The 26,699-nt window shown below is 63.0% G+C and carries 25 protein-coding genes; 9 read left to right on the top strand and 16 right to left on the bottom strand.

Annotated elements, in window-relative coordinates; all coding sequences use genetic code 11:
* Positions 1-229 precede the first annotated feature (229 nt).
* The 3 genes from AC3WTE_RS07025 to AC3WTE_RS07015 all read left to right on the top strand — a co-directional run bounded on the left by AC3WTE_RS07025 (position 230) and on the right by AC3WTE_RS07015 (position 2,160).
* Positions 230-808: a hypothetical protein gene (locus tag AC3WTE_RS07025; protein WP_492436622.1), complete on the top strand. Its 579-nt coding sequence runs from the start codon at positions 230-232 to the stop codon at positions 806-808.
* Positions 801-1,316, top strand: coding sequence for a hypothetical protein (locus tag AC3WTE_RS07020; RefSeq protein WP_492436621.1), 516 nt, complete (start codon positions 801-803; stop codon positions 1,314-1,316). Before AC3WTE_RS07025 ends, AC3WTE_RS07020 begins: the two co-directional genes overlap by 8 nt.
* Positions 1,317-1,641: 325 nt before the next feature.
* Entirely contained in the window at positions 1,642-2,160 is a 519-nt protein-coding gene (locus AC3WTE_RS07015; protein ID WP_492436620.1) for a hypothetical protein, read from the top strand.
* 155 nt (positions 2,161-2,315) lie between these two features.
* Here the strand turns inward: AC3WTE_RS07015 and AC3WTE_RS07010 are convergent, their stop codons facing one another.
* Entirely contained in the window at positions 2,316-2,942 is a 627-nt protein-coding gene (locus tag AC3WTE_RS07010; RefSeq protein WP_492436619.1) for a PaaI family thioesterase, read from the bottom strand.
* Positions 2,943-3,196: 254 nt separating this feature from the next.
* Between AC3WTE_RS07010 and AC3WTE_RS07005 the strand changes: the two genes are divergently transcribed.
* On the top strand, positions 3,197-3,865 hold the full coding sequence (locus AC3WTE_RS07005) for a helix-turn-helix transcriptional regulator (RefSeq protein WP_492436618.1): 669 nt from the start codon (positions 3,197-3,199) through the stop codon (positions 3,863-3,865).
* Between the two features lie 12 nt (positions 3,866-3,877).
* Here the strand turns inward: AC3WTE_RS07005 and AC3WTE_RS07000 are convergent, their stop codons facing one another.
* On the bottom strand, positions 3,878-5,617 hold the full coding sequence (locus AC3WTE_RS07000) for a 3-ketosteroid-delta-1-dehydrogenase (RefSeq protein WP_492436617.1): 1,740 nt from the start codon (positions 5,615-5,617) through the stop codon (positions 3,878-3,880).
* 132 nt (positions 5,618-5,749) lie between these two features.
* Here AC3WTE_RS07000 and AC3WTE_RS06995 point away from each other — a divergent pair, with 132 nt between their 5' ends.
* Positions 5,750-6,898, top strand: a complete 1,149-nt coding sequence (locus AC3WTE_RS06995; RefSeq protein ID WP_492436616.1) for a 3-ketosteroid-9-alpha-monooxygenase, oxygenase component — start codon at positions 5,750-5,752, stop codon at positions 6,896-6,898.
* Between the two features lie 184 nt (positions 6,899-7,082).
* Here AC3WTE_RS06995 and AC3WTE_RS06990 read toward each other — a convergent pair whose 3' ends face one another.
* Entirely contained in the window at positions 7,083-8,015 is a 933-nt protein-coding gene (locus tag AC3WTE_RS06990) for a hypothetical protein (RefSeq protein WP_492436615.1), read from the bottom strand.
* Between the two features lie 261 nt (positions 8,016-8,276).
* On the opposite strand from AC3WTE_RS06990, the gene AC3WTE_RS06985 reads away from it, so the two are divergent.
* Positions 8,277-8,891, top strand: coding sequence for a TetR/AcrR family transcriptional regulator (locus tag AC3WTE_RS06985; protein WP_492436614.1), 615 nt, complete (start codon positions 8,277-8,279; stop codon positions 8,889-8,891).
* A 113-nt stretch (positions 8,892-9,004) separates the two neighbouring features.
* Here AC3WTE_RS06985 and AC3WTE_RS06980 read toward each other — a convergent pair whose 3' ends face one another.
* From AC3WTE_RS06980 to AC3WTE_RS06930, 11 genes are all read right to left on the bottom strand, one after another.
* Positions 9,005-9,787 (bottom strand): SDR family NAD(P)-dependent oxidoreductase, encoded by a 783-nt coding sequence (locus AC3WTE_RS06980; protein ID WP_492436613.1) that lies wholly within the window; start codon positions 9,785-9,787, stop codon positions 9,005-9,007.
* A 20-nt stretch (positions 9,788-9,807) separates the two neighbouring features.
* Entirely contained in the window at positions 9,808-10,884 is a 1,077-nt protein-coding gene (locus AC3WTE_RS06975; protein ID WP_492436612.1) for a hypothetical protein, read from the bottom strand.
* On the bottom strand, positions 10,871-11,908 hold the full coding sequence (locus AC3WTE_RS06970; protein WP_492436611.1) for an alpha/beta hydrolase: 1,038 nt from the start codon (positions 11,906-11,908) through the stop codon (positions 10,871-10,873). The genes AC3WTE_RS06975 and AC3WTE_RS06970 overlap by 14 nt, the downstream gene beginning before the upstream one ends.
* Before the next feature lies 1 nt (position 11,909).
* Positions 11,910-12,773, bottom strand: coding sequence for an SDR family oxidoreductase (locus AC3WTE_RS06965; RefSeq protein WP_492436610.1), 864 nt, complete (start codon positions 12,771-12,773; stop codon positions 11,910-11,912).
* Complete coding sequence (locus tag AC3WTE_RS06960) at positions 12,770-13,261, bottom strand: nuclear transport factor 2 family protein (protein WP_492436609.1); 492 nt, start codon at positions 13,259-13,261, stop codon at positions 12,770-12,772. The genes AC3WTE_RS06965 and AC3WTE_RS06960 overlap by 4 nt, the downstream gene beginning before the upstream one ends.
* A 156-nt stretch (positions 13,262-13,417) precedes the next feature.
* Positions 13,418-14,479 carry an acyl-CoA dehydrogenase family protein gene (locus AC3WTE_RS06955; protein WP_492436608.1) on the bottom strand — a complete coding sequence of 354 codons (1,062 nt, stop codon included), beginning with the start codon at positions 14,477-14,479 and terminating at the stop codon, positions 13,418-13,420.
* Complete coding sequence (locus AC3WTE_RS06950) at positions 14,476-15,630, bottom strand: acyl-CoA dehydrogenase family protein (RefSeq protein WP_492436607.1); 1,155 nt, start codon at positions 15,628-15,630, stop codon at positions 14,476-14,478. Before AC3WTE_RS06950 ends, AC3WTE_RS06955 begins: the two co-directional genes overlap by 4 nt.
* Positions 15,627-16,403 carry a crotonase/enoyl-CoA hydratase family protein gene (locus tag AC3WTE_RS06945; protein WP_492436606.1) on the bottom strand — a complete coding sequence of 259 codons (777 nt, stop codon included), beginning with the start codon at positions 16,401-16,403 and terminating at the stop codon, positions 15,627-15,629. Before AC3WTE_RS06945 ends, AC3WTE_RS06950 begins: the two co-directional genes overlap by 4 nt.
* Positions 16,400-17,824: an aldehyde dehydrogenase family protein gene (locus AC3WTE_RS06940; RefSeq protein WP_492436605.1), complete on the bottom strand. Its 1,425-nt coding sequence runs from the start codon at positions 17,822-17,824 to the stop codon at positions 16,400-16,402. Before AC3WTE_RS06940 ends, AC3WTE_RS06945 begins: the two co-directional genes overlap by 4 nt.
* A gap of 16 nt (positions 17,825-17,840) precedes the next feature.
* Complete coding sequence (locus AC3WTE_RS06935) at positions 17,841-18,947, bottom strand: zinc-binding dehydrogenase (RefSeq protein WP_492436604.1); 1,107 nt, start codon at positions 18,945-18,947, stop codon at positions 17,841-17,843.
* A gap of 13 nt (positions 18,948-18,960) precedes the next feature.
* Complete coding sequence (locus AC3WTE_RS06930) at positions 18,961-20,547, bottom strand: fatty acyl-CoA synthetase (protein WP_492436603.1); 1,587 nt, start codon at positions 20,545-20,547, stop codon at positions 18,961-18,963.
* Positions 20,548-20,650: 103 nt separating this feature from the next.
* Here AC3WTE_RS06930 and AC3WTE_RS06925 point away from each other — a divergent pair, with 103 nt between their 5' ends.
* Entirely contained in the window at positions 20,651-22,573 is a 1,923-nt protein-coding gene (locus AC3WTE_RS06925; RefSeq protein WP_492436602.1) for a flavin-containing monooxygenase, read from the top strand.
* A complete protein-coding gene (locus tag AC3WTE_RS06920; protein WP_492436601.1) occupies positions 22,570-23,457 on the top strand; it encodes an SDR family NAD(P)-dependent oxidoreductase in 888 nt (295 codons plus the stop codon). Before AC3WTE_RS06925 ends, AC3WTE_RS06920 begins: the two co-directional genes overlap by 4 nt.
* Before the next feature lie 10 nt (positions 23,458-23,467).
* Here AC3WTE_RS06920 and AC3WTE_RS06915 read toward each other — a convergent pair whose 3' ends face one another.
* Positions 23,468-24,073, bottom strand: a complete 606-nt coding sequence (locus tag AC3WTE_RS06915) for a Dabb family protein (protein ID WP_492436833.1) — start codon at positions 24,071-24,073, stop codon at positions 23,468-23,470.
* Positions 24,074-24,556: 483 nt separating this feature from the next.
* Here AC3WTE_RS06915 and AC3WTE_RS06910 point away from each other — a divergent pair, with 483 nt between their 5' ends.
* Positions 24,557-25,780, top strand: coding sequence for an NADH:flavin oxidoreductase (locus AC3WTE_RS06910; RefSeq protein ID WP_492436600.1), 1,224 nt, complete (start codon positions 24,557-24,559; stop codon positions 25,778-25,780).
* Positions 25,781-25,800: 20 nt separating this feature from the next.
* On the opposite strand, the gene AC3WTE_RS06905 is transcribed toward AC3WTE_RS06910, so the two are convergent.
* The gene (locus AC3WTE_RS06905; RefSeq protein ID WP_492436599.1) at positions 25,801-26,625 is read right to left on the bottom strand and encodes an IclR family transcriptional regulator; all 825 of its coding nucleotides are present in this window, start codon (positions 26,623-26,625) and stop codon (positions 25,801-25,803) included.
* Between the last annotated feature and the right edge of the window lie 74 nt (positions 26,626-26,699).

Genomic DNA, 26,699 nt, shown 5'->3' with positions numbered 1-26,699 from the left:
CATTCGCTATTGACGCCTTCGCGCAGATGCTCTTTCGAACCTATCGCGTTTTGTGGGCCAGATCACCGTTCGGTTCTGCCACTGATTCACGACTACACCTTGCACAGACTCGTCATCGGTGACGAGTGTGGTCGGTCTTTTGGACAGGGGGATGTGGTCATGGGTGGTTTCTTGCCGGCGAAGGTGGCGCCCGCGCTGCGGGCCTTGGGACCGTACGAGAGCTGAGCTCATGGCCGAAGTATCACCCGATCGACCCGCCGGGCCGGACACTCATCAGGATTGGGCGCCGTACTCCGACTTGGCACAAGCGGCGGAGGCGTACCTGCGTGACCCTGCGATCGCGGTGGACGCGTTGTACCGCGTGATGGATCCGACGGCGATCAAGGCATTCGTCATGGAACGCACGCTCGAACACGAGGATTCACGCGAATCGTTGTACCAGGAAGTCGCTGTGACCGACGGCCGGACATTGCTGCTGTGGATGGGTGACGACGAACTCACCGACGACGACGATCCCGAGCCCGGCGCACCCTTGCTGACATCCACGCTGCGCTCGATTCCCTTGTCCGCGTTGACCGACCGCAATCTCAAGGTTGGGTATCGCATCGATCACAGTGGCGGACGGTCCCTGCACAGTGTCGAACTGCGGCTGGTGACCACGACGGCCGACTACACGCTCGCCAAGACCCCTTCGAAGACCGAGGCCTTCAGTGAAGAACTGCTATTCACGAAGTCTGTCACGGACGGCGGACGAGCACAGATGGAACGGCTGATTCAATTCGGAAGGGCGATCGCCGCACATGGCTGATTGGGCATCGCACAGGCATCTTGAGCATGCGGTAAAGCTCGGCATCCGCAACCCCGAAGCGGCACTGAACAATTTGCGCCCTTTCATCAACTTCGACGGTTCCTACTCATTCGTGCTTACGGAGCGTCCGACGTGGCAAGAGGTTGCGGTCACCGACGGTCGGCGTTTGATTTTGTGGCACGGCTCTGACACAGAATGCGCCGGTCACGACAATCGGTTGCCGCACCCGATGTTCCAGTCCTCAGTGCGGACCGTGCTGCTCTCGCGGCTCAGTGATCAGGCCTTGCACACCGACTACGACGTCCTGCCCGACGGTTCTCACGACTTGGTGTCGGTGCGCCTGCGGCTCTACACGCCGACAGTCAACAGCACAACCCGAACCACTCCCGAGGACAGTCAGCACTACGTCGAGTGCTATCTCTTCGATAAGACCGCAGACGACGGTCAGGAAGAAATGGGCCGACTTCTCGAATTTGCGGCCGCGCTATCGATTTCGACCAATGTATGAGTGGTCTTCAGACGCGAACGCGTCTGCTTGCAGATTCACGATTGGCGAAAGCCGCTGGCGTCAAGAGCTGTGTGAGGCTGCCTACATCGTCTGAGGGGAGAAGGGGGACAAAATGATTCGTGACGTACAGCGGGTTCTGCGGTGTCTCGCATCAATACCAATGCTGTTCTGGGCGACGATCACGGATGCCACCGGTAAACCGGCAGGAAAGACAGTTGACCGGAGAAGTCCCCAGGATCCTGGGCAGTACTACGCCGACGATCCATGGGTGGATTGAGCGGTACTGACCATCGGCCGGCATAAGGCGAAAAGAGGAGGCATCGCCGTGTGGACGGCAACGAACAAGCTGCTGTGCGACGTCATGATCGCACCCGACGGCTACATGGTGGTCATCGAAGATGCTGGGGCGACAGGGATTGCAGGTACCTACGTACACCCCGATATCGACGCCGATCCCGCGACGGTGCAGCGGGCACTGTGGGTGCGGACGATGAGTGCCCACGAGTGTGACGTCGCCGGCCGGAAGATTCAGGTTCGCGTGCTCTCTGGTTCGGATACCGGCGGACTCGGGGTCCGAGCATTTGATGGCCATCTCAACATCGCCAGCGGACTGTTGGCCATCGGCGACCGGCGCAACCCCGACCGTCAATTGCTGGTCGGCCCATCGGCTGTGATTGGCGTCAGCGTGTTCGTGGGCAACGACATCGACGCCATCTGTTTCGACGACTCCGGCGTCAGCTACCCAACATCGGGCCCCAGTGAGGTCACCCTGCTGCTGCACGGAGATAGCTGGCATACCTACACATTGCGCAACACGGTCGACCGGTGGCGACTGCGGTGTTAGCAGTTCTGTGACACGTGAGCCCGATGGTGAATGTAGGGCAACGGTCACAGCCTGGCTGAGCTTGGCGTCTCGCTGCGGTCCGTGGTGACAGCGGACGTTCACCGTGGCTGCACCGGGCTGCCCCGGGGACGGGGCTGGTACCTACTGGCTGCCGTTCACTTTGACGCCAACGTAGTCGCAGTTGGTGTGGACCTACGGGGGTGGATGAAGACTCCTTCTGCACGGACCGTCGTACCGTCCGGCGTCGCGATATGCCCCACCGCAAAGGTTTTCGCTCCCTCCATGCGGTCGACATGAGCTGCGATCCGCACAGGTCCCAGTGCCGTACCCTTCTCGTAGCGGATCGTCAGCGTGCCGGTGACTGCAGGCTGGCCGGGTTTATGCGCGGTAGCACCCAAGACGTGGTCGAGTAACAAGGCACAGATACCCCCATGGACCTGGCCACTGGGTCCTTCGTACGCTGCGCCCAAAGTGGTTTCGGCCCAGACCGTTCCGTCGTCGTCATGATGAACGTCCAACGGGGGAGCGAGGGCGTTCCGCAATCCGATAACCGCGTTGCCCCAAGCGAGTGTTGCTCCACTGATCTCCTGCTGGACGCCGAATGACCTCGGAATGAGCGCGTGGCCGAGTTCAGCTGCGGCAGCGTCGATTTTGGCGCGGGCCGATTCGATGGTCGCGGCATCACATTGGCTGCGAATGGTGAAATCGACCAGTCGACGGACCGAGTCCGTGAGCGACTTGTAGAGCGCCGCGGGGACGTGGGTTCCAATAGTCTCGGCCATCTGGGCTAGCTTGCCGGTTCCAGCTGCGCAGCATGGATACCAGTGCAGGCATGACCGAGGTCACCGTCCAGCTGCTGAAATCGTCGTGGCCGGTTCGTGCCTGGCAGCAGGGCTGCGCCGAGTCCCATGGCTCTCCTTCGTCCGCTTCTGGCCTCGGAACCACTGTCGGTCGGCCTGGATTCGTCGGCAAGGCAAAATCCCGGTTAGCGGTCGAGGTGCGGCGTCTGGGCAGGACCGATTGTTAACCTAAGGGTGTGGGAGAACCCGAGACGTCAGACATACCTTCGCTGCCCGCGATCAATTGGGCCTTGCTGGGCATGCTGTCGTACGAGCGGGAACTGTCGGGGTATGACATCCGTAAGTGGATTCACTGGAGCATGCGCTTCTTTTTCGGAAGCCCCGCCTACAGCCAGATTTATGCAGAGCTGAAGAAGCTCGAAAAGCTCGGGTTGCTGAGTTCGCGAGTCGAGGGCAAAGGCGCTCGTTACCGGCGACTCTACAAAATCACCGACCAAGGGTTGGATGCGGTTTCCCGGTGGGCCAAGGAAGCGCCGATTGAGCCGCCAACCTTGAAACATCCAGCGATCCTTCGCGTGATGTTGGGGCACCTCAGCGATCCGGCCGCGCTCAAACAGCTTCTGCACGAACACGTGGCGCAGGTCGACCAGTTGCAGCGCGAAGCCGCCGCGGAAGCAAAGTGGGCCGGCGCTGATCCCTCGTGGGGGTACGCCAAACTTGCCTTGATTTGGGCGGACCGTTACTACACGTCGGAGCGGGAGCTTGCCCTGAACCTGATCAAGGATCTGGAGGAGGCGGAGGCGACCCTGCCGAACACGAGCAAGGGCGCCGCAATCGCGTGGCCCGATCTCAGCTTTTGGTACGAGATCGAACGCAGGGCGGCCGCCGAAGACGCAGGCGACTGAGGTACGGGCACTTCACCGCTTCGGTGCCGCCAGTCTCCTCTGCGCGGCGTGCTGAGCGGCGATGTGGCCGAAAACCAGGCCTTGTGCGATGGTCGCGCCGGCGCCCGGATACGTGCGGCCGAACGCGTTGGCGGCGGTGTTCCCGATTGCGTACAGGCCATCGATAACGGTGCCGTCCTCACGTAGCACCCGCGCGTGGCTGTCGGCGAGCAGGCCGCCGCAGGTGCCGAGATCGCTGAGCACCATTTTCACGGCATAGAACGGACCGTTGATCAGTGGACGCAGATTGGGGCTCGGCGTGATCGTCGGGTCGCCGTAGTAGCGGTCGTAGGCACTGCGGCCGCGACCGAAATCGGGGTCCTCGCCCGCGAACGCGTTCTCGTTGAACCGGTCCACCGCCGTACGGAAGTTGCCGGCCGGAACGCTGATTTGGCTGGCGAGATCGGTGAGATTCTCTGCACGAGAGGCGATTCCGGCGTCATACCAGCGCTGGGGGATTGGCATCCAGGGAAACAGCTCCGCGGCGAAGACGTAACTGTTGCGGTACTGCTGGTCGAACACGATCCACATCGACTCAACCGGGGTGCCCGCAGCCTCCAGCTCCAGCACCCGCTGACCGAAGCTCATGTAGTCCGCCGATTCATTGGCGAAACGGCGACCGGTCTGATCGACGATGAATGATCCGGGCAGAGAGCGTTCAGCCAGCATCACCGCGGGAGTCGCTCCAGGTAGCGGAGCCACAGCGGGAAACCACCACGATTGATCCATCAAGGCGATGCCGGCGCCGACCTCCTGGCCTATCCGGATGGCGTCGCCGGTGTTGGACCGTGCACCCAGACTGAGATTGTGGCCAAGGGATTCGGACTGGAACTTCCACCGCATGTCCATGTCATGGTCGAATCCGCCCGCAGCAAGCACGACGCCGTGCCGCGCGGTGATCGTGAACGCGGCATCTGCATGCGCGACTGTCGCGCCGACCACCCGGCCGGCGTCATCGGTGACGAGACCGGTCAGCGAGGTGTCCAGCCAGATGGGAATGCCGGCGCGAATCGCCCCTGTGAACAGGGCCGCGGCCAAGGCCTGCCCGCCCGCGGCGTAGCGGCGACCCAACGCGAGTCCGCCGAGTCCCTGAGCGAGTCGCTTGATGACGGTGGGTAGCCCTTTGCGTGGAATCCTGCTCATCAGGTTCAACCAGCGGTAGTCCGCCCCGGTTGTCGGCATCGGAATGCTGACTTCCATCACCCCAGGCCGCAGGTCCGCCAGGTACTCACCCAGAATCGCGGTGTTCAGCGGGCGGCATTCGCACGTGCGGCCGGCGGCTGAACCTCCCGGTGCCTCGGGGTGGTAGTCGGAGTACTCCTTGGCCCAGAACAGCTTCATCGGAGTGGTCCGGCGCAGCATGTCGACCGTCGCCGGCAGTTGGCTTAGATAGGCGGTCGAACGGTCCTGTGGGGCTGACTCACCAACCACCGCATCGAGGTAGGTGCTCGCCCGATGTGCTGTGTCGACGCCGCCGCACTCTTCGATGACGGGGCTCGCGGGCAACCACAGGGCACCGCCGGAGCGGGCCGTTGAACCGCCTACGTATGACGACTTTTCGATCACGAGTACCGACAAGCCCTGCTCATGCGCGGCGAGAGCGGCGCCGAGGCCGGTGCCGGACCCCACAACAAGAAGGTCGACCTCGGTGTCAGCGATGGTCAGACCAGCGGGGATTGTCGTGTGCGTCGAGTCGGTCACGGTCAACGACATTAAAACTACAGGGACACATTTCTCGCCGGGAAATTCCTGTCAGCGGGAAGGACGATCTCGCTGCGTGCGGCTGGCACAGTTCAATGATGTTGTCACGATGGCGATTTCACCAATTGAAGGACGGACCGAAAGATGACAGCCCAACCTGAAACCGACGATGTCCGGTTGATCGAAGCTGGCTCGGTGCCGACCAGGTTTGCCAGAGGCTGGCACTGCCTGGGACTCATCCGTGATTTCGCCGACGGAAAACCGCACCAGATCAACGCCTTTGGGCAGAAGCTGGTGGTGTTCAGTGGCCAGGACGGCGCCATCAACGTTTTGGACGGATACTGCCGGCACATGGGTGGCGACCTGTCGCAGGGCAGCGTGAAGGGAAACGAGATCGCGTGCCCCTTCCACGATTGGCGCTGGGGCGGGGACGGTCGGTGCAAGCTGGTTCCCTATGCCAAGCGCACACCGCGGCTGGCCCGAACCGCAGCCTGGCCCACGTTGCAGCAGGACGGCATGCTGTTCGTCTGGAATGACCCCGAGCACAACGAGCCGCCACAGGATGTGACCATCCCTCGCATCGAGGGTGCCACCAGCGACAGTTGGACCGACTGGCACTGGTACACCACGGTGGTGCATACCAACTGCCGCGAGATCATCGACAACGTGGTCGACATGGCGCATTTCTTCTACATCCACGGCTCGATGCCCACGCACTTCAAGAACATTTTTGAAGGTCACGTCGCGACCCAATACATGAGAAGCGCTGGACGGCCCGATCTTGGCGACCCTGACGAGGGCGTGAAGATTCTCGGGACGACCTCCCTGGCTGCCTATCACGGACCGTCATTCATGGTCGATGACCTCACCTACCACTACGAGGACTTCGATCAGCGCACGGTGTTGATCAACTGCCACTATCCGATCGACGAGAATTCCTTTGCGCTGCAGTACGGCATCGTCGTGGAGAAGAATCCATCGCTGCCGGACGAACTCGCCGTCCAGACTGCTGTTGCCCTGGGCGATTTCGTCAAGATGGGGTTTGAGCAGGACGTCGAAATCTGGCGCAGCAAGACCCGCATCGACAATCCACTGCTGGTTGAAGAAGACGGCCCGGTGTACCAGCTGCGGCGCTGGTACGAACAGTTCTATGTCGATGCCGCTGATGTCACGCCGGACATGGTCGACCGGTTCGAGTTCGAGCTGGACACGACGCGGCCCCGGGAAGCGTGGATGAAAGAAGTCGAGGCCAATGTGGCTGCGCGGGCCGCGACGGCCAATTCGATGAAGTGACGACGGCGGTCCGGTACGGCAACCGCGTCGACGAGACTCCGATGGTGCCGGTGAACTGCCGGCGGTGCGGAGCTGCCGTGCGCGCAGGAACACTGCCGGCCGTCGACGGCACCTGCTCCGACTATGAAGGAATTGGGCTGCGCCGTAAGTCACGGCGCAGCCCAACGGTTCCTATTTGGACTTCCTATTTGGACACTGTCACGTCCATGAGCGGGATCCGTTCCATCGCAGTAGCCCGTGGATCTGGCGCAGCCGCCGCAGCCGCGTGGTTCTCTTCACCTCGGGTGTAGGTCCACACGCAGAACGGTTCACCCTGGGCGAATTTGAAGTCCTTGGGTGGCAAGTTGATCGCCAGCTTGCAGCCGGGAAAGAACGGTGCCGAAATACGTTGTTCGAACGTGCAGTTCATCCATGCGCGCGCAGGGGGGTAGAGGCCCTCGTCGGTGTACTTCTGCAGCACTTCACAGCGGCGCATGTTGAGCACGACGTGATCCGGGTTGTAGACGATGTATTCGCCGCCGTAGCCCAGGGTGCCATCGATGCTCAACACCGCCAGTTTCAGGAAGTCGACCACATGCACAGGCTCGATCTTGAGGACCTTTGCCAGTTTTGGGTACTGGTAGTCGATGATGAGCTGGTACATGTCGGGCAGCCCGAGCCATACCTCTTCCTCGGGAATGATCTTCGTCCATTGGTCGATGAGGTAGTTGTGCCCCTTGAGGTACTGATCCCAGTAGGTCTTGATCAGGCGGATCAGAGCCGGCTTCGTGAGGTCTTCGGTCTGGACGTCGAACGGAATCACTTGGTATTGCGCTTCTTTCCAATCCCAACCGGGAGGAGCGATGAAACGTCCCATGGGCATGACCTGGCGCATCCCAGCCCGCGAGACCTCGGCGGTCACGTCCATCGCGGCATTGATACCAACCTTTTCCGAATAGATCTTCACATGCGCATACGGCATGAAGTTCAGAACATCCTCAAAAACGCGTGCCAGACCGAGCAGGAAGTCGCGAGAGAAGTCCTGGATGTTGCCGACCTTGCCCATGAAGTCGTGGGTGTAGTCGTCATAATTCAATTCCTCGGTCTCCGTGGTGGTTTCCTCGGGTTCGGCGGTCATGGTTCCTCCTCAGTGGGCTGTGCTGCGTGAGCATCAATAGGCGCGGGACGAGCCAACGGTTTCGCGGCTGGCGACGGGGCGGCATCCCGCTGTCAGATTCAGCAGGAATGGCAGAATCTGACATGTTTAACGGTAATGTTCGGGAGATGTACGTCACTACCGGATTCCCTGTCACCGGGATGGCAATGACGTTGGCTGTGAACCTGACCCGGTGGATAGCGAACGCGATGAACTGGCTGTTCAGAGAGGGGATGAGGATTCATGCGAGCTGAGCGCAGGCCGGCGACATTGACGGAGCGACGTGCCGAAGAGCTCCGATTGGATATCGCCATTGCCGCGCGTGACATCTTCCTCGCGGATGGGTCGACGTCTGCAACGGTGGAGCGCATCTGCCAGGCCGTCGGTATCGCGCCGAGGACTTTTCATCGGCATTTTCCGGTCAAAGAAGACGTCGTGATGCCGCTGTTCCGTCAGTTCGGCACGCTCAGCGTCGAGGTTTTGGCCGGCGCTCCACCAGACGGCGATGTCGTGGACATCCTCGTGGAGGCATTCAGCACCGAGGTGCCCAGACGCGGACAAGTCGAGTTCGACCGCACGTTCATGGCGCTGGTGGTCAGTGCACCTCAGTATCGGTTGCGCTGGCTGGACTGGGGGCAAGAACTGGTGGGGCCGATCACCGAGTTTCTCGATACTCGGGTCGGGCTGGCTGATGATCCGTTGACGCGAGAGTTACCGGCGCAGTTGATCATTCAGGCGTGCCGCCACGCATACCTGCAATGGGTGGCCCATGGTGACTTCGGTAGCCTGCGTTCGGTGCTGCGGACCGGAATGAGCATGGTGGTAGGGGCCTTGCCGGGAGCTGACCCGATATCTTGACCGACTCGTTCGGTTGGCACAGACGCAGCACGCCGGGTCTGCACAGAATCCTGTGCAGACCCGGCGGGCAACTACGTGTCGAAGGCGGTGTGCCTGAGGGTTAGTCAGGGCGACTACGCGTGCGCGCCTCCGTCGACGCGGATTTCGGTGCCGGTGATGAATGCGCCGTCATCGGACGCGACCATGGCGACCACCGAAGCAACAGCACTCGGATCGCCGAGGATAGCGTTGTCGCGGCCGTGCAACAGCGGTGTCTGTTTGGTCCACAGTCCCAAGTCGTAGCCTTCGGGCATCTTCTCGAGTGTGCTGTTGGCCAATGCAGTGGAGACACCGCCTGGCTGGATGTTCACCGCGCGCAGGCCCTGTTTCGAGTACTCCAGAGCGAGCGAGTGGGTGAAGCTGAGGACCGCGCCCTTACTGGCGGCGTAAGCGGCCATATAGGGGTGGGCGAACGTCGCTGCGGTGGAGGTGAAATTCACCACTACGCCTCTGCCCGATTCCAGTAGTGACGGTAGTGCTTGACGCGTCATCAGAAAGGTGCCGGTGAGATTGACTGCGAGCGTGCGGTTCCAGTCCGCCAGCGTGGTCTCGTGGGTGTGCGAGCAGGTCTGTATTGCTGCGACGTTGACCAATACGTCGAGCCCACCCAACTCGGCCACCGCACTGTCGACGGCGGCGATGACGGTGTCCTCGTCCGAGATGTCGACTGTTGTGGTTGTCAGGCGCTTTGCCGTGCCGGCATTTTCAGCGGCGGCAGCCGTGGCAGCCAGTCCGCCGGCAGAGATGTCGTAGGCCACCACGGTGGCACCCTCATCGAGTAGCCGCGCGGTCGTGGCCGCGCCAATACCCGATCCCGCGCCTGTCACGATGACGCGACGGTCAGTGAAACGATCCATTTTGCAGTGCCTTTCGCGGTCTATGCGAGTTGGAACGCGCTGACCGGCGCTTCTTCCGGGTAGGTCGTCGGGGCGCCCAAGTCGTAGGCCGCGTTGAGTGCGCCGATGAATGCGGCGTTGTGGAGGGGTTCGCTGGGGACATCGATTTTGATGCCCTTGCCCTTGAGATCATCGACCATCATGCCGATCGCGCGTTCGATCGTGATGTCGTCGGAGCCGTCCATGTTCTTCTTGAGTTCGTCGTAGTCCGAGAACACTTCGGCGGACCAGTGCACCAGGAACCTCAGCTCGTCGGTGTGATGACGACCGATGACATCCTCACCGTTCTTCAGCAGCCATTGATCACGGTCGGCGGGGTCTCCGGTGAACACTGTGTCGAAGGAGAGCCCGGCGGGAACCTGTTGCGCCAGAGGGCCGTTGGCCTCTCCACGGTGCATCATCATCTCGTTCTGAACAACAACACCCCGGTTGTTGATCGGCGGCAGTACCCGTCCGGGCGCCTTGAGCGGTCCGTCGGGCCAATACGTGAATCCCGATTGCGTGTCGAGGGAGAACCAGGTGATGACCTGCGCCATTTTGATCAGGTAGTCGGTGAACAGTCCCGATTTGCCCATCACGCTGCACAGCCAGGTGGGTGCGTTCTCGTAGCGCACGCCACGGAAACTCGGGGAGTCCAGATGGCCGGGATCGCGGTTGGCGCACGGCCCGTTGATGTTGAACAACATCATCTGCGGTTTGGCGTATTCAGCGTTCCAGTAGCTCTTGGCTTGTTCGATGAAGGCGCTGTTGTAGAAGCAGTCGTGCAGTTCCGGGTACAGGACGGCACCGTAGTTGGCGAGATAGCCCCGGAACGTCGGAGTGAGAAAAAGATCCAGCGACGGGGTGAAACCTTCCGGGAACGACCCGCTCATGGTCGCCAACAATTCGTCCGCGGAGGCGAAGTGCTGCGCGATGATCAGCTTCCATGGACCGTGATCGTGCACAACGTCGAGCAGTCGCCGCCGCTGGTCGGGGGTGTAGACATCGGTGATCTCCCGCGGGGGAGCGGCAGGACGTAGGACGTCGGACAGCTCGCGTCGACGCTCATCGGTCAGCATGGTGTTCTCCTTCGGTGGTGAGTGTGTCGACTGTCGACGTTGGGACAGAAGCGCTTTGAATGAGGGATCCGTTGGTGGACCGGCCGGTGACGCACGGGTGAGCGAACTTTGCGCGCACCAGTGCGCCGACCTCAGCCATGGCGAGCCGGCCGCGTGCGGTCGCATCCGATCGCATCAAGAACCCGTGGTACATCCCGGGATAACGGGTGAGGGTGGTCTGCACTCCGGCCTCGCGTAGTCGATCGGCGTAGCGCTCACCCCAGTCTCGGATGGGGTCGCATTCGCCGGTGACGACGATTGCCTGCGGCAGGCCGCTCAGGTCGGTCGCGTAGGCCGGCACCTGATAGTGCGAATGCGGCCAATCGCCACTGCGGTCCACCAGCTCGTGCATGTAGACGATGTCGTCGTGGCGCAGCATCGGTGCGTCGGGCATCGCGGTGATCGATGGTGCGCCCATGTCGCGATCCAGGCCAGGGTAGAGCAGGACCTGCACGGATATCCGCGGCCCGGCATGGTCCCGCGCCGCCAAAGCCACTGCCGCGGCCAGGGATCCGCCCGCACTGTCGCCGGCCACCCCCAACCGTCCGGCGTCGAGATCGAGATCGTTGGCGTTGGCCGCGATCCATTCCGTCGCGGCATAGGCGTCATCGAACTGAGCGGGTGGTGGTGACTCCGGCGCCAGGCGGTACTCGACGGCTGCGACGGCGGCTCCGCTGGCGTAGGCCAGTTCTCGCGCCAACGGCTCGAACGAGTGGTTGGAGCCCATGACGAGTCCGCCGCCGTGGAAGTAGACCAGGACGGGCAGACGTTCCTCGGTGCTGGGCCGGTACAGGCGGACCGAAAGGGAGCCGGCAGGGCCCGGTGCCGTGAGGTTCTCTGTGCTGGCCATGGCCGGCATGTCAGGCAGCGGTGCGGATTCGATACCGGCGCGGACGGCCGGCAGGCCGCGGGTGCGCATCGGTGCGATGTCTCCGAATGCTGCGACCCGGGCCGCAGCATCGTGATCGAGTTGTGGTGTGGGCATCTCAGTTGTGGGTGGGATCGAACCGGCGATGTTCGCGCAGTTGAGGCGCCTGCTGGCTGGTCAGTACTCGGGCACGTTCGGACATCGCCGCGCCGACGTAGTCCGGTTGGGTGATGAGATAGAAGCGGCCTTCGGCCGATTGATCAAAGACCACCCGAGCAGCGGCAAGTGGGTCCATTGCGGCGGCTTTGATATCGAGCATCGCTGCGCGCTGCCCTTCGGCAGCGTCCGTATTTCCGGTGTCCACCCCGCCTGCGGACTCGAAGATGTTCGAGACAACGGCTCCAGGCAGGACGGCCTGGACGTGGATGTGATGAGCATGTCCTGCCGCCTGTACCTCCAAGTTCAGGCATTCGGTCAGCGCCAGCACGGCATGCTTGCTCATGATGTAGGGCGCCTGCAGGGGAACCACTGCAACCCCGCCGATCGATGACAGATTCCACACCCACGCGGGCGCGTCGTTAGACATCATTCGCGGAAGAAACGCACGAATGCCGTGGAAGACGCCGTTGATGTTGACGTCGACGATCCGGTGCCAGTTCGCCAGCGGCGTGTCCCACAGATAGCCGAATTGCTCCACTCCGGCGTTGTTGACCAGCAGCCGTACGGCACCGAATTCGTCAAAGACCCTGTCGGCCAGCCGCTGTACCGCCGCGGCATCACGAACGTCGCAGACTGCGTCGACGGCAGTTCCCCCCGCGGCGCAGATCTCGTTACGCAAGGCTGCAATGGCGGCGACGTCGATGTCAGCTAACACCACCGTCATACCCAACTGACTGGCGTGACGCGCCAGGCCGGCGCCGATGCCGGCGCCGGCGCCGGTGATCACGGCTACGCCACCTCCGAAGGTTGAGCTGGCAGTCATGCCGGTTGCCCGCTGCTGGCAGCGACCTCAGCCGCGTGCTCGGCGAACGGGACCGAGTCCTCGGCGTCGAGCACCACCTTCATGGATGCGAACACCAAGCCAGCACCTTCGCGCCGGATGCCGGCATCGACGACACCGCTGGATACCGCGAACGGGACGTTATTGGTGATCTGGTTGACGTACAGGTAGAACCGCACCATGGTGACCTCACCCTCGGTGCCGGTCCGGAAGATGTTGGTCGCGTGGTGCCGGCACGGGTAGGGGTTCTCGTTACGATGCGAGGTCATCCAGGCCATAGTCTCTGCGCCACCGTGTAATTCAGCTGCCAACAGATGTTCGAACGGGCAGTTACCCGAATCCGAACGACTCAGGTACTCCATCTCGTCGCCGAAACGCGCGGCCACCTCAGCGAAGTTTCCCTGGTCGTAGTGAAACCAAAATTCGGCGATGAATTCTTGGGCCTCAGGCAGGCTGATCGGGTTGCTCATACCGGTAAAGTCAACTCGTCGGAGTTGTTCGTCACAGCGCCCGTGACCGGTCACCGGAATAATGGCTCTGCCCGAAATACGACCAGTCCCGACGAGCAATGTTCAGTCGTTTCTCCGTTGTCTTTCAGCCGGTTTGAGGCGTTGGTGGGTGATGAGCTAGTCGGTACCGGTGATCAACGCCCACAGGCCTGCGCTACCCGCCTCGGCCGCCGCGGCCGCGACCTTTCGGTCCCAGAAATGCACAGAACCGCTTTCTGACCGCCAGGCCAGCGCCGCGCGGGTCCACTCGTGCAGGCGGTGTTCACGTGTCGTCCCGATCGCGCCGTGCACCTGGTGGGCATTGCGGGTCACGACCGAGGCTGCATGCCCGGCGCAGGATCGTGCGACTGCGATCTGAAAGTCCAGATGGCCTGTTTGCCATCCGGTTTCGAGCGCATTGTGCAGTGCCGCTTCGGTGGCCGAGCGGGCGACGGCTGCCTCGGCGGCAGCATCGGCGATCAGGTTCTGGATCGCCTGGAACTTGGCGAGCGGACGGCCGAATTGGACGCGCGACGTCACGTGCTCAACCGATGCCGCGATCGCGCAATCCAGTGCGGCACAAACCTGAATGGCCCGGACCAACGCAGCCTTGCGCGTCAGTTCGGCAACCAATTCTGGCTCTACAACGTGTCCGGACCGGCTGGACAAATCAATGCTGACGGTGTCACGCGGTTCGCCGATCAGGTTCTGTCCTGGGGCGATGGTGATCTCCGCGGCATCGACGTCGGCGACGCGGTATCCGTCGCCACTGCGCCAGACGGTGACGATCCGGTCGGCCGAGCCGGCCCAGGGTGTCGGCGCCTGAGGCCCGCCGGGTCTTGGCACGATGTGGATCGTGCGAACAGCGTCATCTGCTTCCTGCCCGACGGCCTCCAGCAGCCAGCACGCCAGGAGATCATGTTCGGCCAACGGCAGCCGTACCCCGTGTCGCACTGCGGCGCTGACCAATTCGGTCGATTCGCGCCAGCTCGCTCCACTGCCGCCGGATTGTTCCGCTCCGGTCAGCCGCACCAGCCCGAGCTCATCGAGCCGATGCCACAACGCGCGGTCATAGTCGATTCGTGCATCCGCCGGCCCGGAATCGTGCGACGACCGATAGCCGGCGAAGACGGCCTCCATCATGTCGACCAGTTCGCGATCTACCGTCGACGTATTCGTCCGCACACCGGTTGCGTTCATCGCAGCCCCAATCCCCGCGCGATGACTCCGCGCAGTACCTCGTTTGTTCCGCCGCGCAGGGTGAATCCCGGGCGTTGGTCGACCGCGTGGGAGAGCAGATCGGTCCACGACGACTCGACTGTGCTCTCATCACCGGTGTGCAGGTCGGCGTAGTCGGCGATGTCGCCCTCGACCGTGGTGCCGAGAACCTTGACCACGGCCGCAGATACATCGGCGGCCTCGCCGCGTTGTAGCGCTTCTGCCACTGCCGTCGAGGTGTGATGCAGACCAGCGATACGTGCCACCAACCGGCCCATCTCGACGTCGCGCGAAACACTTTGTGGAGCATGCTGTTCGAGCGTCGCGGCCAGGAGGGGAAAGGTCGACAGGAATCGTTCAGGGCCACTTCGTTCGAAACTCAATTCCGAGGTAACCTGCGTCCAGCCTTGCCCGATTTCACCGAAGACCATCGAGTCGGGCACGAACACCTCGTCGAGGATGACCTCGTTGAAGTGATGCCCACCGTTCATCGAGATGATGGGCCGAACGTCCACACCCTCGGCAGCCAAGTCGACGATGAACTGGCTGAGCCCCGCGTGCCGATGCGCCGAGTCCACCGGTGCGGTGCGGGCCAATACGATGAACGCGTGCGCGTGGTGCGCTCCCGAGGTCCATACCTTGGTCCCGGTTACCGACCAGCCTCCGTCGACGCGGACCGCTCGGGTGCGAACGCTCGCGAGATCGGATCCTGAGTCGGGCTCGCTCATTCCGATGCCGAAGAAACACTCACCGCGGACGATGCGGGGCAGGAACTCGTGCTTCTGCTCTTCGGTGCCGTACTTGAGAAGCGAAGGCACAATCTGGCGGTCGGCGATCCAATGGGCGGCCACCGGCGCACCGGCGGCCAGCAGTTCCTCGGTGACCACGAATCGGTCGTGGAACGAACGGCCGTGCCCGCCATAGCATTCGGGGACCGTCATGCCCAACCAGCCTTGTCGTGCCAGCGAGTGGGTGAAGTTTTCGTCCCAGCCGCACAACCACGCGTCGACCGACGGCGTGTAGGCGCCCGCAGCCAATTGCTCGGCCAGGAACGCCCGGACCTGGGTGCGCAACGCATCAGCCACCGGGCTTGAGCTGCTCGCCGGCGGCACCAGCCTCAACGCGGTAGTCATGAGGTCTGCCACTTTGCGATGCGATCTTGGTGCGCGGTGTCGTGGTGGGCCAATGGCTGCATGGCTGCGGCCATACTGAGAGTTGATTCCAATGTGCCGGTGATGGATTCCTGCAGCAGCCGTTTGGCCATGCGCAGCGCATGCGGGGGATTGGCGGCGATGCGCTCGGCCAGCCCGTGCGCGTCCGCAAGCAGATCGTCATGGGCTACGACGCGGCTGACCAGGCCCCACTCCAGCGCGGTTGCGGCGTCGATGCGATCGCCGGTGAAGGTGAGCTCGGCGGCGCGGGAGTACCCGATGGCCCGCGGCAAAAACCAGGTCCCGCCGTCGCCGGGAATCAAGCCGAGTTGCACGAAACTTTCTGCGAATGATGCCCGCTCCGACGCGATACGGATGTCACACATCATCGCCAGATCGCAGCCGGCGCCGACCGCGGCACCGTTGACCGCCGCGATGATGGGGACTTCGAGTCGGCTCATCGCGCGTGGGATGCGTTGGATGCCGTCGATGTAGGCCCGACGCTGGTCGATGGGATCGAGGCCGAACATGCCGCGGCGGTCGGCCATCTCCTTGACGTTGCCGCCGGCGGAAAAGATCTTGCCGCTGCCCGTGAGGACGATCGCCCGAACTGCGTTGTCGCGGTTGGCTGCGTCGATATTCGCTTCGAACTCGGCGACCACATCCGGGCCGGATATGGCGTTACCTGCCTCCGGGAGATTGATCGTCCAGAACTGGATCGAGCCGCTGGTACTGACGTCGACAGGCGCTTTCACGGCCGCTCCTTGAGCTGAAGGGACTTCGTTTGCAGATACTCCTCGAAACCGAATCGCCCGAGTTCACGGCCGATTCCCGACTTCTTGTAGCCACCGAATGGCGCTGCGGGGTTGTACGAACCGCCATTGATGTCGACCTGTCCGGTCTGAATCTGGCGGGCGAACGCGATCGCGGTGTCGTCGTCAGCGGCCCACACCGCCCCCGACAGACCGTAGGGGGTGCCATTGGCGATGCGCAGCGCGTCGTCTGTGTCGGTGTAGGGGATGACTGCCAGTACGGGCCCGAAAACTTCTTCTTGTCCGAGTTCTGATTCCGGGTCGACGTCGGCGAATACCGTTGGTGCGAGGAAGAACCCGACGTCACGCACCCGCTCTGAGCCGCCGGTCAGCAGGCGTGCTCCATCATTCCGTGCGCGGTCGATGAATCCACGCACTGTCTCGAAGTGGGATTGCGACGCGGACGGGCCGATGCGGGTGCCAGGGTCCCATGGATCGCCGACGGTGTAGCGACTCACTGCCGATTCGATCAATTCGAGCGCTTCGCTATAGCGCTTCTGCGGCACAAGCATTCGGGTCCACGCCATGCAGGTCTGGCCGCCGTTCAGGAAAGCGTTGCCGACACCAACTTTGACGGCGGTGGCCAGGTCGGCGCCGTCCAGGATCACGTTGGCCGATTTTCCGCCCAGTTCGAGCGCCACCTTCTTGACAGACTGGCCCGCCAACTCGCCGACACGGGATCCGACCCCCGTGGACCCGGTGAACGACACGAAATCGACATCCGGGTGGCTGGCGAGGCGCTCACCGATCACCCGTCCAGAACCGGAGACGATGTTGATCACCCCCGGAGGCAGACCTGCCTCCTCGCAGGCTTCGATAAAGGCGAACACCGATAGCGGTGCCTCGTTGCTCGGTTTGAGCACGACGGTGCAGCCCGCGGCGATGGCCGGAAGCACTTTGGCGACGACCTGATACAGCGGATAGTTCCAGGGGGTGATGGCGCCGACGACGCCGTACGGCTCGCGCAGCACGAGTGAATTGCCCACGCGCTCTTCGAATTCGAACGTTTCCAGGACGTCGGCAAAACCGTTGGCAACGGCGAGCGGTACCTGGGTTTGCACCGTCTGGGCGATTCGTACCGGGGCGCCCATTTCGGCGGTGATGAGGTTGGCGATGTCCGGCAGGCGCTTGTCCATTGCGTCGATCACCCGGCGCAGCCGCTGCCGCCGCTCTTGGACGGTGATCGCCGGGTCGAAGGCGCGGCGTGCTGCGGCGACCGCGGCGTCGACATCGGCTTCATCGCCGCCCGGGACGTGGCCGATCACCGCTTCGGTGGCCGGGTCGACGACGTCGATGACACCGCTGCCGGAGGGCGCTACCCAGCGGCCGTCGATGAACAGCTCGGAGCGTTGATGAGTATGCATATTCGTCCTTTGCGAACTACGGGGTGATGCTGGCACGGATGTCGCGCTTGCCGTCGGCCGCGCCGAAGGCGTCATTGATGTCGTCGAGCGAGTAAGTCGTTGCGGCGAGCCGGTCGAAGGGCAGCGCGTGTTGGTGCCGGTCCAGGAAGGTCAGGGCGCGCGAGAGCACGGCGGGGTCGTACAGCGAAACGCCGACCATGGTCTTGTTGCTGAAGACGAACCGCGATGGTTCGAAGGCGAACGTTTGGCCTGCGTTGATGTTGCCGATCTCGACGTAGCGGCCGAACTGTCCCAGCATCTGCAGCCCCTCTTCGATAGCCGAGGGGTGCCCGACGACTTCGACGACGACGTCGGCGCCGTGGCCGTCGGTCAGGGCGCGGATGGCTTTGGCGCGGTCCTTGGGCGTCGCGACCTGGTTGAGATCCAGCACGGTGTCGGCACCGAAGGCGGCTGCCAACTCCAGCCGCTCGGCTATCCCGTCGATCGCGATCACGTTCGCGGCGCCGCGGGCTTTGGCGACCGCGATCGCATAGAGGCCCAGGGCTCCGGCCCCTTGCACCACGACGTGCTCGCCGAGCTGAAGGTCGACGCGCTCGAGCCCATACATCACTTGGGACAGAGCGCAGTTCGCGCCTGCCGCGATGTCGTCGCCGACACTGTCCGGAACGGTGTAGACGACGGCGCCCGCCGGCAACAGGTAGTAATCCCCGTAGCCGCCGACGAAATACGGCGGCAGGTCGGCGCGGCCCAGCATGGCCATCTTCAGCTTGAGGCAGGCGTTTCGTCGCCCGGCCAGGCAATTGCGGCAGCTGTGGCAGCTGTAGAAGTAGGGGTACACCACTCGAGTCCCGGCCTGCAACGGCTTGCCGTTGGAGTCGGTGGCAACACCGTCACCCAGTGCCTCGACAGCCCCGACCATCTCGTGGCCGAGCACGGTCGGCAGGTGTCCGCCGAGACCTCGGGTCGCAAACGTACCGTGCCAGGCGTGCACGTCCGACCCGCAGATGTTGGCGCGGCTCACCCGTACCAGGATCTCGCCCGGACCAACCTCTGGCAGAGAGACGGTTTCGATCTGAAATGGCTTACCGGGCTCGTCGAATCGCGCGATGCGACCTGTGTACATGTGCTGTGTTCCTTTAGTTTTGGACGAATTCGGGGCTGAATTCCTCACGCAGGCGGCGTTTGAGCAATTTGCCACTGGGGTTCTTCGGCAGGGAATCGACGAAGAACACGCGTTTGGGGGTCTTGAAGCCGGCGAGATGATCGCGGCAATGCGTGAGGACTTCGTCTTCGGTCAGCGTGACACCGATGCGAGGAACCACCGCGGCTACCACGGCCTCTACCCACAGCGGGTGGGCCAGCCCGAACACGGCGGCTTCTTCTACGCCGCTGTGCAGGTACAGGATCTCTTCGACCTCGCGACTGGCGACGTTCTCCCCGCCGGTCTTGATCATGTCCTTTTTGCGGTCCACGACGTGCAGGAGGCCGTACTCGTCGTAATAGCCGAGGTCACCGGAGTGGAACCATCCGCCGGCAAACGCTTCGGCGGTCTTGTCCGGGTCGTTGAGGTATCCCAGCATCAAATGCGCACTGCGGTGGGCGATCTCGCCCACAGTTCCGGGCGCTACGGGAATGTTGGTGTCGTCGAGGATGGTGGTTTCGACATTGACCACCGGTCGGCCCGCTGATCCGGCGTGACTGTCCTGTTCGTCGGGGCCCAGTGCCGAGGCCAGCGGCGCCATCTCGGTTTGGCCGTAGAAATTCCACAGGCGCAGACGCGGTAGCCGGCGGCGCAACTCGTGCAGGATTTCGGTGGGCATCGGTGATGCGCCGTAGTACCCCTTGCGCAGGCTGGACAGATCCACCTGGTCGAAGACGGGGCTGCGCAGCAGGCTGATCCAAACAGTTGGCGGCGCAAAGTAACTGGTGGCGTGGTAACGCTCGATGGTGCGCAGCACCATTTCTGGTTCCGGGCGCGGCAGGATGATGCTTGTCGCGCCGAGGTAGATGGCGGTGGCCAAGAAGTTGTCCAGCTGTGCACAGTGGTACAGCGGTAGGGACTGGATGACGACGTCGTCGCCGGACATCGAGCCGGCGACGATAGTGCTGATGTACTGCCACATCAGTCCGCGGCTGCTGTGCATCGCCCCTTTGGGCCGTGACTCGGTGCCACTGGTGTACATCACCCGGACAATCTCGTCGTCGCCGAGAAGATGGTCGGGGGCAGCGCTGTCCGTGGTCAGCCAATCAGTGAAATCTGCCCAATCAGCGGGACATGGCTGCCCAGGCGGAACCAGTGCCGCGGTGGAGTTCACGGCGGTGCCGAGGCGCATCGCGTCCTCCGCCACCGGTACGAGGTCAGCTTCGACGATGAGCCCGGCAGCATTGCTGTGCGCCAAGATGTAGGCGATTTCTTCGGCAGTGAGCATGAAATTGATCGGGACCAGAACAACGCCGGCACGGGCAGTGGCGAATGCCAATACCGCGTACTGCCAGCAGTTCCGCGACAACAGCGCGAGCCGGTCTCGGGGCCGAAGGCCGTTGTCGCACAACGCTGCTGTGGCGCGGTCGACCAGGTCGTCGAATTCCGCGAAACTCAGCGTCACGTCTCCGTCGACGATCGCCGTCTTGTTTGGCTGTTTGCGCGCCGATCGTCGGGGAATGTCGGCGAGGCTGTGGCTGCGGGCCCGGGCGATGACGGTGTCCAGGTCATCAGAATCCATGCCGTGAAACGTATGTAGTGCACCGGGTTGGTCGCAGGATCGTATCCCGCTCAGAGGTTAAAGCAGCGGCGGCGTAAGGAAGATCCCTTCGATACTCGGTTGCATGACCGCCGCGACCGAATCGTCCTCACCAGTAGCCAGCGCTCCTGACCCCGATGCCTTGCGGGCACATCTGATGCAGGCAGATCCGGGTGTCCTGGTCGCTGTGCTGGCACAGATGACCGGCGACGCATCGGTCATCGATCGGTATGCACCCAAGATCGATCACGTTCCGGACCCTCCGGAGCGGGCGGGACGAACCGATCCCGAGACAATGCAGGCGCTTGTCGACGAGATGAGCAATGCGCTTGCCTTCTTCCCGCCCGCCGACGAGCCCGTCGTTGACCGCGACCTGTTCGCGAGGTTGCTTCCGGTCGCGTTGGGTACTCAGGTCGACGACGAAAACGTCGACCTGCTGATCGAGCAGGGTGGTTTCCGCCCGTCTCAACCGACCCTGCCGCGTACGGTGCCCATTCCCCAGACCACCACAATGGCCATCATCGGTGCGGGCTTGGCCGGCATCGCGGTGGCGTTGGCGGCGGCCGAGGAGGGCGTCCAATTTCAGATTTTCGAACGCAACACAGAAGTAGGGGGTACCTGGCTGACCACCACGTACCCCGGCATCGGGGTAGATACCCCGTCGGCCTACTACTCGCTATCTCGTGAAGTGAACCCCGAGTGGTCCAGCTACTATCCGCAGGGCGCCGAGTACCAGGCCTACCTCGTAGCGCTCGCGGACAAACACGAGCTACGCAGCCACATCAGGTTCGGCACCGAGGTCGAAGCACTGCGGTGGGATGAACAGCGTCAACAGTGGCAGATTCATTCGCGCAGCGCCGACGGAACCGTGACGGTCGACCATGCCAGCGTCGTCGTCACCGCGGCAGGCTACCTGAATCGCCCGCGCTTTCCCGACATCGAGGGCCGGGAGACCTTTGGCGGCATCAGTATTCACTCGGCCCAATGGGATCCCACACTGGATCTGACGGGCAAGAAGGTAGCGATCATCGGAGCCGGCTGCACGGCGGTGCAGATCGTCGATGCCTGCGTCGACCAGGTCGAGCACCTCACCGTGTTCCAACGGCAGCCGCATTGGGTCGCCCCACGCAAGCGCCTCTCCGACGACGTGCCGGAACATCGTCGCTATCTGGGGCGGGTGCTGCCGTTCTACGCGATGTGGAATCGAGTCAAGTCATACTGGGGTACCGCAGACAACAACTACCCGGTCATCCTGCAGGACCCAGAGTGGTCGAAGAGCCATCTGTCGATCTCGCCTGCCAACGACGTGCTGTTGCAGATGTGTACTGACTACATCAATCGGATGTTCGGCGCCGGGACGGAATTGGCGCACAAAGTCACTCCGGACTTCGCCCCCTACGGTAAGCGCATCATCCGTGACCCCGGCGGCTACTACGCGGCGTTGACCCGTGATCACGTCGACGTCGAGGCCAGCGAACCAGCTGCCGTGAACGCCAACGGCATTGTCACTCAAGATGGTCGGCAGATCGACCTCGACGTCATCATCTACGCCACGGGCTACCACCTCGACTTCCTGTCGACGATCGACATCCGCGGTCGCGACGGCCAGGCGCTGTCCGACGAATGGGGCGACAGCCCCCGGGCCTACCGGGGCGGCACCGTGCCGGGTTTCCCCAATCTGTTCATCACTTCCGCTCCCAACTACAGCCCGGGACACGGCGCGGGAGCCAACTTCTCGATGGAGGTGATGGCGCACTACATCATTGAGTGCCTGCAGCTGATGGCGCTTCGCGGTGTGCAGACCATGGAGGTCACGCGCGGTGCTTACGACGAGTACGTCGAGGGCATCGACGAGACGATGCGCGGCACCGTGTGGTGCCATACTCCCAACGCCCACACCTACTATCGCTCCGATTCGGGGCGCGTTGTCGTGGCGACACCGTATCGACTGGTCGACTTATGGCGTCAGCACCGGGCCCCCATCGAGGAAGACTTCATCCTGCAATGACACAGCCGTTGGCAGGTAAGACTGCACTCGTAACGGGCAGTAGCCGGGGGATCGGACGGGCCATCGCTCAGCGGCTGGCGGCCGAAGGAGCCACCGTCGCGGTAACCGCGCGCGGCAACCATCCGTCGACTTCGGTGCGTGCCGGGGTGAGCGAGGTGATACCGGGCAGCATTCAGGAAACCGTCCAGCTCATCGAAGACGCAGGTGGTTCGGCTTTCGGGGTGCCGGCGGATCTGGAAGAACCTGAGGCTCGTGACAGTCTTGTCGAGGCGGTCCTGCACCGCACGGGCCGCGTCGACATCGTGGTCAACAACGCCGGTTTCGCCGACTACGCCGTGGTCGAGCAGATGCCGATGGCAACCTTCGACCGCACAATCGACCACTACCTGCGCATTCCGTTCGCGCTGACGAAAGCCGTTGTGCCGCACATGAAGGATCAGGGTGCGGGTTGGATCGTCAACATCGGTTCGGTTACCGGGGTGGCTCCGACACGGCCGTATCGGGACTACAACAAGACCGCCGGCGATGTCATCTACGCCTCGTGTAAAGCAGCGCTGCACCGTTTCACCCAGGGAGTGGCCGCCGAGCTGCTCGATGCGAACATCGCGGTCAACTGTGTTGGTCCGTCAACGGCGGTCCGGACACCGGGCGCTGCCGCACTCATCCCCGATTCCTTTCCCACCGAGCCGGTGGAATACCTGGCGGAGACGGTACTGGCCATGTGCCATGCTCCTGCCGCGGAGCGTACGGGTCTGGTGGCGTTCAGCCTGCACTATCCGTGGTCCCAAGAACTGACGGTGCACTCGCTGGACGGCCGCACGGTCCTGCCGCCGCTGCCACCGCCTGCAGCGGCGAATCCGAACATCCTGCCCGCCGGCGTCTAGCTGTCTGCCGTTACCAGAGCACCGGCGTGGTCAGTTCGCAGAAACTGTGGCACAAGCGATCTCGGATGATCACGTCGGTGGTTTCTGGATCGAACCAGCGATCGACGACCGCCCAATGGATGGGGTGCATCAGGTAGGGCCCCATCAAACCGTCGACGTCGGTGAATTCCTGTTCGAACACGTGCGTCCACGGACTGGTGCCCAGGGCGGAGTCGACGCGACTGAGCTGCCACGCCGCGATGGTGTTTACATACCTTGGCATCGAGGCCAATTCGCGTTCGAAGTCGGCGATGGTGGTGGCGTCGACGCCGGGCTCGACCCGCAGCAGTAGCGCTCGGTACACGCTGCCGCGGCCGTTGCGTGTCGGGGCGCCGCGGTAGGTCGCGCCGTTGACGTGGGTAACGGCCGGATCAGCCAGGGCGCTGTCGAAAGTGCTCTGTTCCCAGGCGGTCTGGTTCCAGAAGCGCAGATGGGCCAGGATGTCGCCGCCATTGCGTGACCCCGGAAGTGTCGGTTGCACGACATACGCCAACGCGCCGCTGTTGCGGGCGGCCTCGCGCAGGTTCTCCAGTATTCGTGTGCGGTCGGATTCGGCGACATCGATCAGCCGGGTCACGCCGACGGTGGTGCCCTCCGCGGATCCTTGTGGTGCCGGCGCGGCGACATCACCCGCGGGGGCGACGTTGTCGGGCGATGCGGCGACACTGCGGTTGCGTTCGACGATGAGACCTGCGACGCTGTCCCACCACTGCGCCAGTGTTGGATCACCACGGCCTTGCCATGTCATCTCCCACCACGCCTGCGGGCTGGGCAGTGACCAGGTGATGGTGACGACGTTGGTTTGGTCATCGAACCAGATCGGCGGACTGACCAGAATGTCCCACATGGTCATGCCCCGTTCAATGGCGCCGGGTGCGTAGTCGGCGAGATAGGCGTCGATGAACTTCTGGGCGCACCCGGGAGCGGTAACCACCCGGTCGATGACGAACACTTCGTCCATGAGTAGAGGCTATGGGCCGGCGGTAGTCGGCGGTCCGCCCGTTCCCGGTTACCGGGAACGCATCTTTGCTCACCGACAGTAGGCGACGAGGGTGATCCCATGGGCGACAATCCGTTTGAACCTGCGCAGCTGGGTCCGGTAATACTGCGGAACCGGATCATCAAAGCGGCGACATCTGAGGGACGCTCGCCCGACGGCGCGGTCACCGAGGAACTGATCGCATTTCACCGGGCATTCGCCGACGGCGGCGTGGGGATGACCACCGTCGCCTACTGCTGCGTCGCTCCCGAAGCTGCTAGTGCACCGGGGCAGATCGTCATGAGCGCGACCACATTGCCCGGCCTGCGCCGGCTCACCGATGCCGTGCATGAGACTGGAGCGGCGATTTCGGCCCAGCTCGGTCACGCCGGAGTGGTAGCGCCCAAGAAGCTCACCGGGGTCACCGCAATGGCGCCGAGCAAGTTCGTCAACCCGACGTCTTTGGCATACTGCCGCGCCATCAGCGTCGCGGAAATCCAGGCAGTCATCAGGCAATTCGGAATGGCCGCCCGTATTGCGGTGAATGCCGGATTCGACGCGGTCGAGCTTCACTTCGGACACCTGTACCTACCCAGCTCATTCCTGAGCCCGCTCATCAACCGCCGCCGAGATGGCTACGGCGGGTCGATCGATAATCGGTCGCGACTGGTTCGCGAGATCGCTCAACATGTACGGACGGTTGTCGGCGGCCAGATCGCGGTGATCGCCAAGCTCGACATGGATGACGGTCTGCCCGGCAGCATCTGGATCGATGAAGCGCTGCGAACGGCGCAACTCCTCGATGCCGACGCCACCCTTGACGCCCTCGAGCTGACCCAAGGTTCCTCGGTGTACAAGCCGATGTATCTGTTCCGCGGCGACGTACCGGCCAAGGAGTTCTCGAAAGTAATGCCGGTGGCCTTACGCCCTGCGATCCGGCTCTTCGGCAAGCAGGCGATGGGCATGTACCCCTACCGGGACTTGTACATGCTCGACGCCGCCCGCCAGTTCGTCCCGCTGATGAAGAACACCAAACTCGTTCTGTTGGGCGGCATTACCAACCGCGAGCATATCGAGACCGGGATGCGAGAGGGTTTTGATTTCTTCGCCATGGGGCGGGCCCTGCTTCGTGAACCGGATCGCGTGAACACCATGATTGCCGAGCCAGGCTCACGCAGCCGTTGCACCCACAACAACAAGTGCATGGTGACGGTGTTCGGACGGACCCATTGCGTCCTGGACCCTGAGCAACGTTACGGGACTGCTGAGCGGCTCCCTGACGACCGGAGACGCGCCACGAATTGACGGGCCGATGGATCAAATACCTATGCTCGCGCCCAGGAGTTCGGCGGTCCGACTCGTCGCAGTGCTGGGTGGGTAACCGCCTTCGGGGTGGGCCGGTGCGGTCCGTATTCGATATTGCGCCAGATGCGCGATGCGGTGATCCGCACGGGCGCGGCGAGTCGCTGATCCAGAGTGATCCGGTCGATCGGGCCGCACACCGATACGGCTGCGAGCGGCTGTCCCGGCAGTCCGATGGCGGCAGCGACGCAGCCGATCCCGAGCAGGGATTCCTCCCGGTCGAACGCCACGCCACGTTCGCGGGTCTTGGTCAGTTCAGCCGTCAATTGCTGGGTGCTGGCAATCGAGAAGCGAGTTTGCCGGGCACTGAGATCGACATCGGTGCAGTTACTTTCGGCAAGAATGGCCTTTCCGACCGCGGTACAGTGCGCAGGTACGCGATTGCCGACCGAGGTATGGACGAGATCGGACAGTTGATCACCGATTCTCTCGAGGCAGATGATGTCGGAGCCGTCGACGACAGCCAGGTGTACCACCAATCCGGTGGCCCGTTGCAGACTGCGCAGTAGGGGAAGGGCGGCCTGGTGAATGCGACCCTGATGCAGGGCGAGCGACCCCAACTCGACCAAGCGGGTACCGAGTTCGTAGTCGAAACCTTCGCGTCGGAGCCAGCGAAGATGAACGAGTCGCTCCAGCATGCGGTGTACGGACGACCTTGGCAGACCGGTGCGATGCACGATCTGCACCATCGTCAGCGGTGTCTTGCCGTCAAAGGCGTCCAGCACCAAGGACATCCGATCAATGGCGGCGATCGGCGTTTCGCCGCGGCTCACGACTGCCGTTGTCATGAAGTGCTCCCAGTGTCGATAGTCAAAAAAGTACTATTACTATTTTTACCATACGATGTGTGCGGTGTCACACC

The organism is Mycobacterium sp. FW102-FHT13B02, assembly GCF_058790275.1.
Note: the sequence above shows the minus strand (reverse complement) of the source record. Positions and strands in the feature narration are given on the sequence as shown.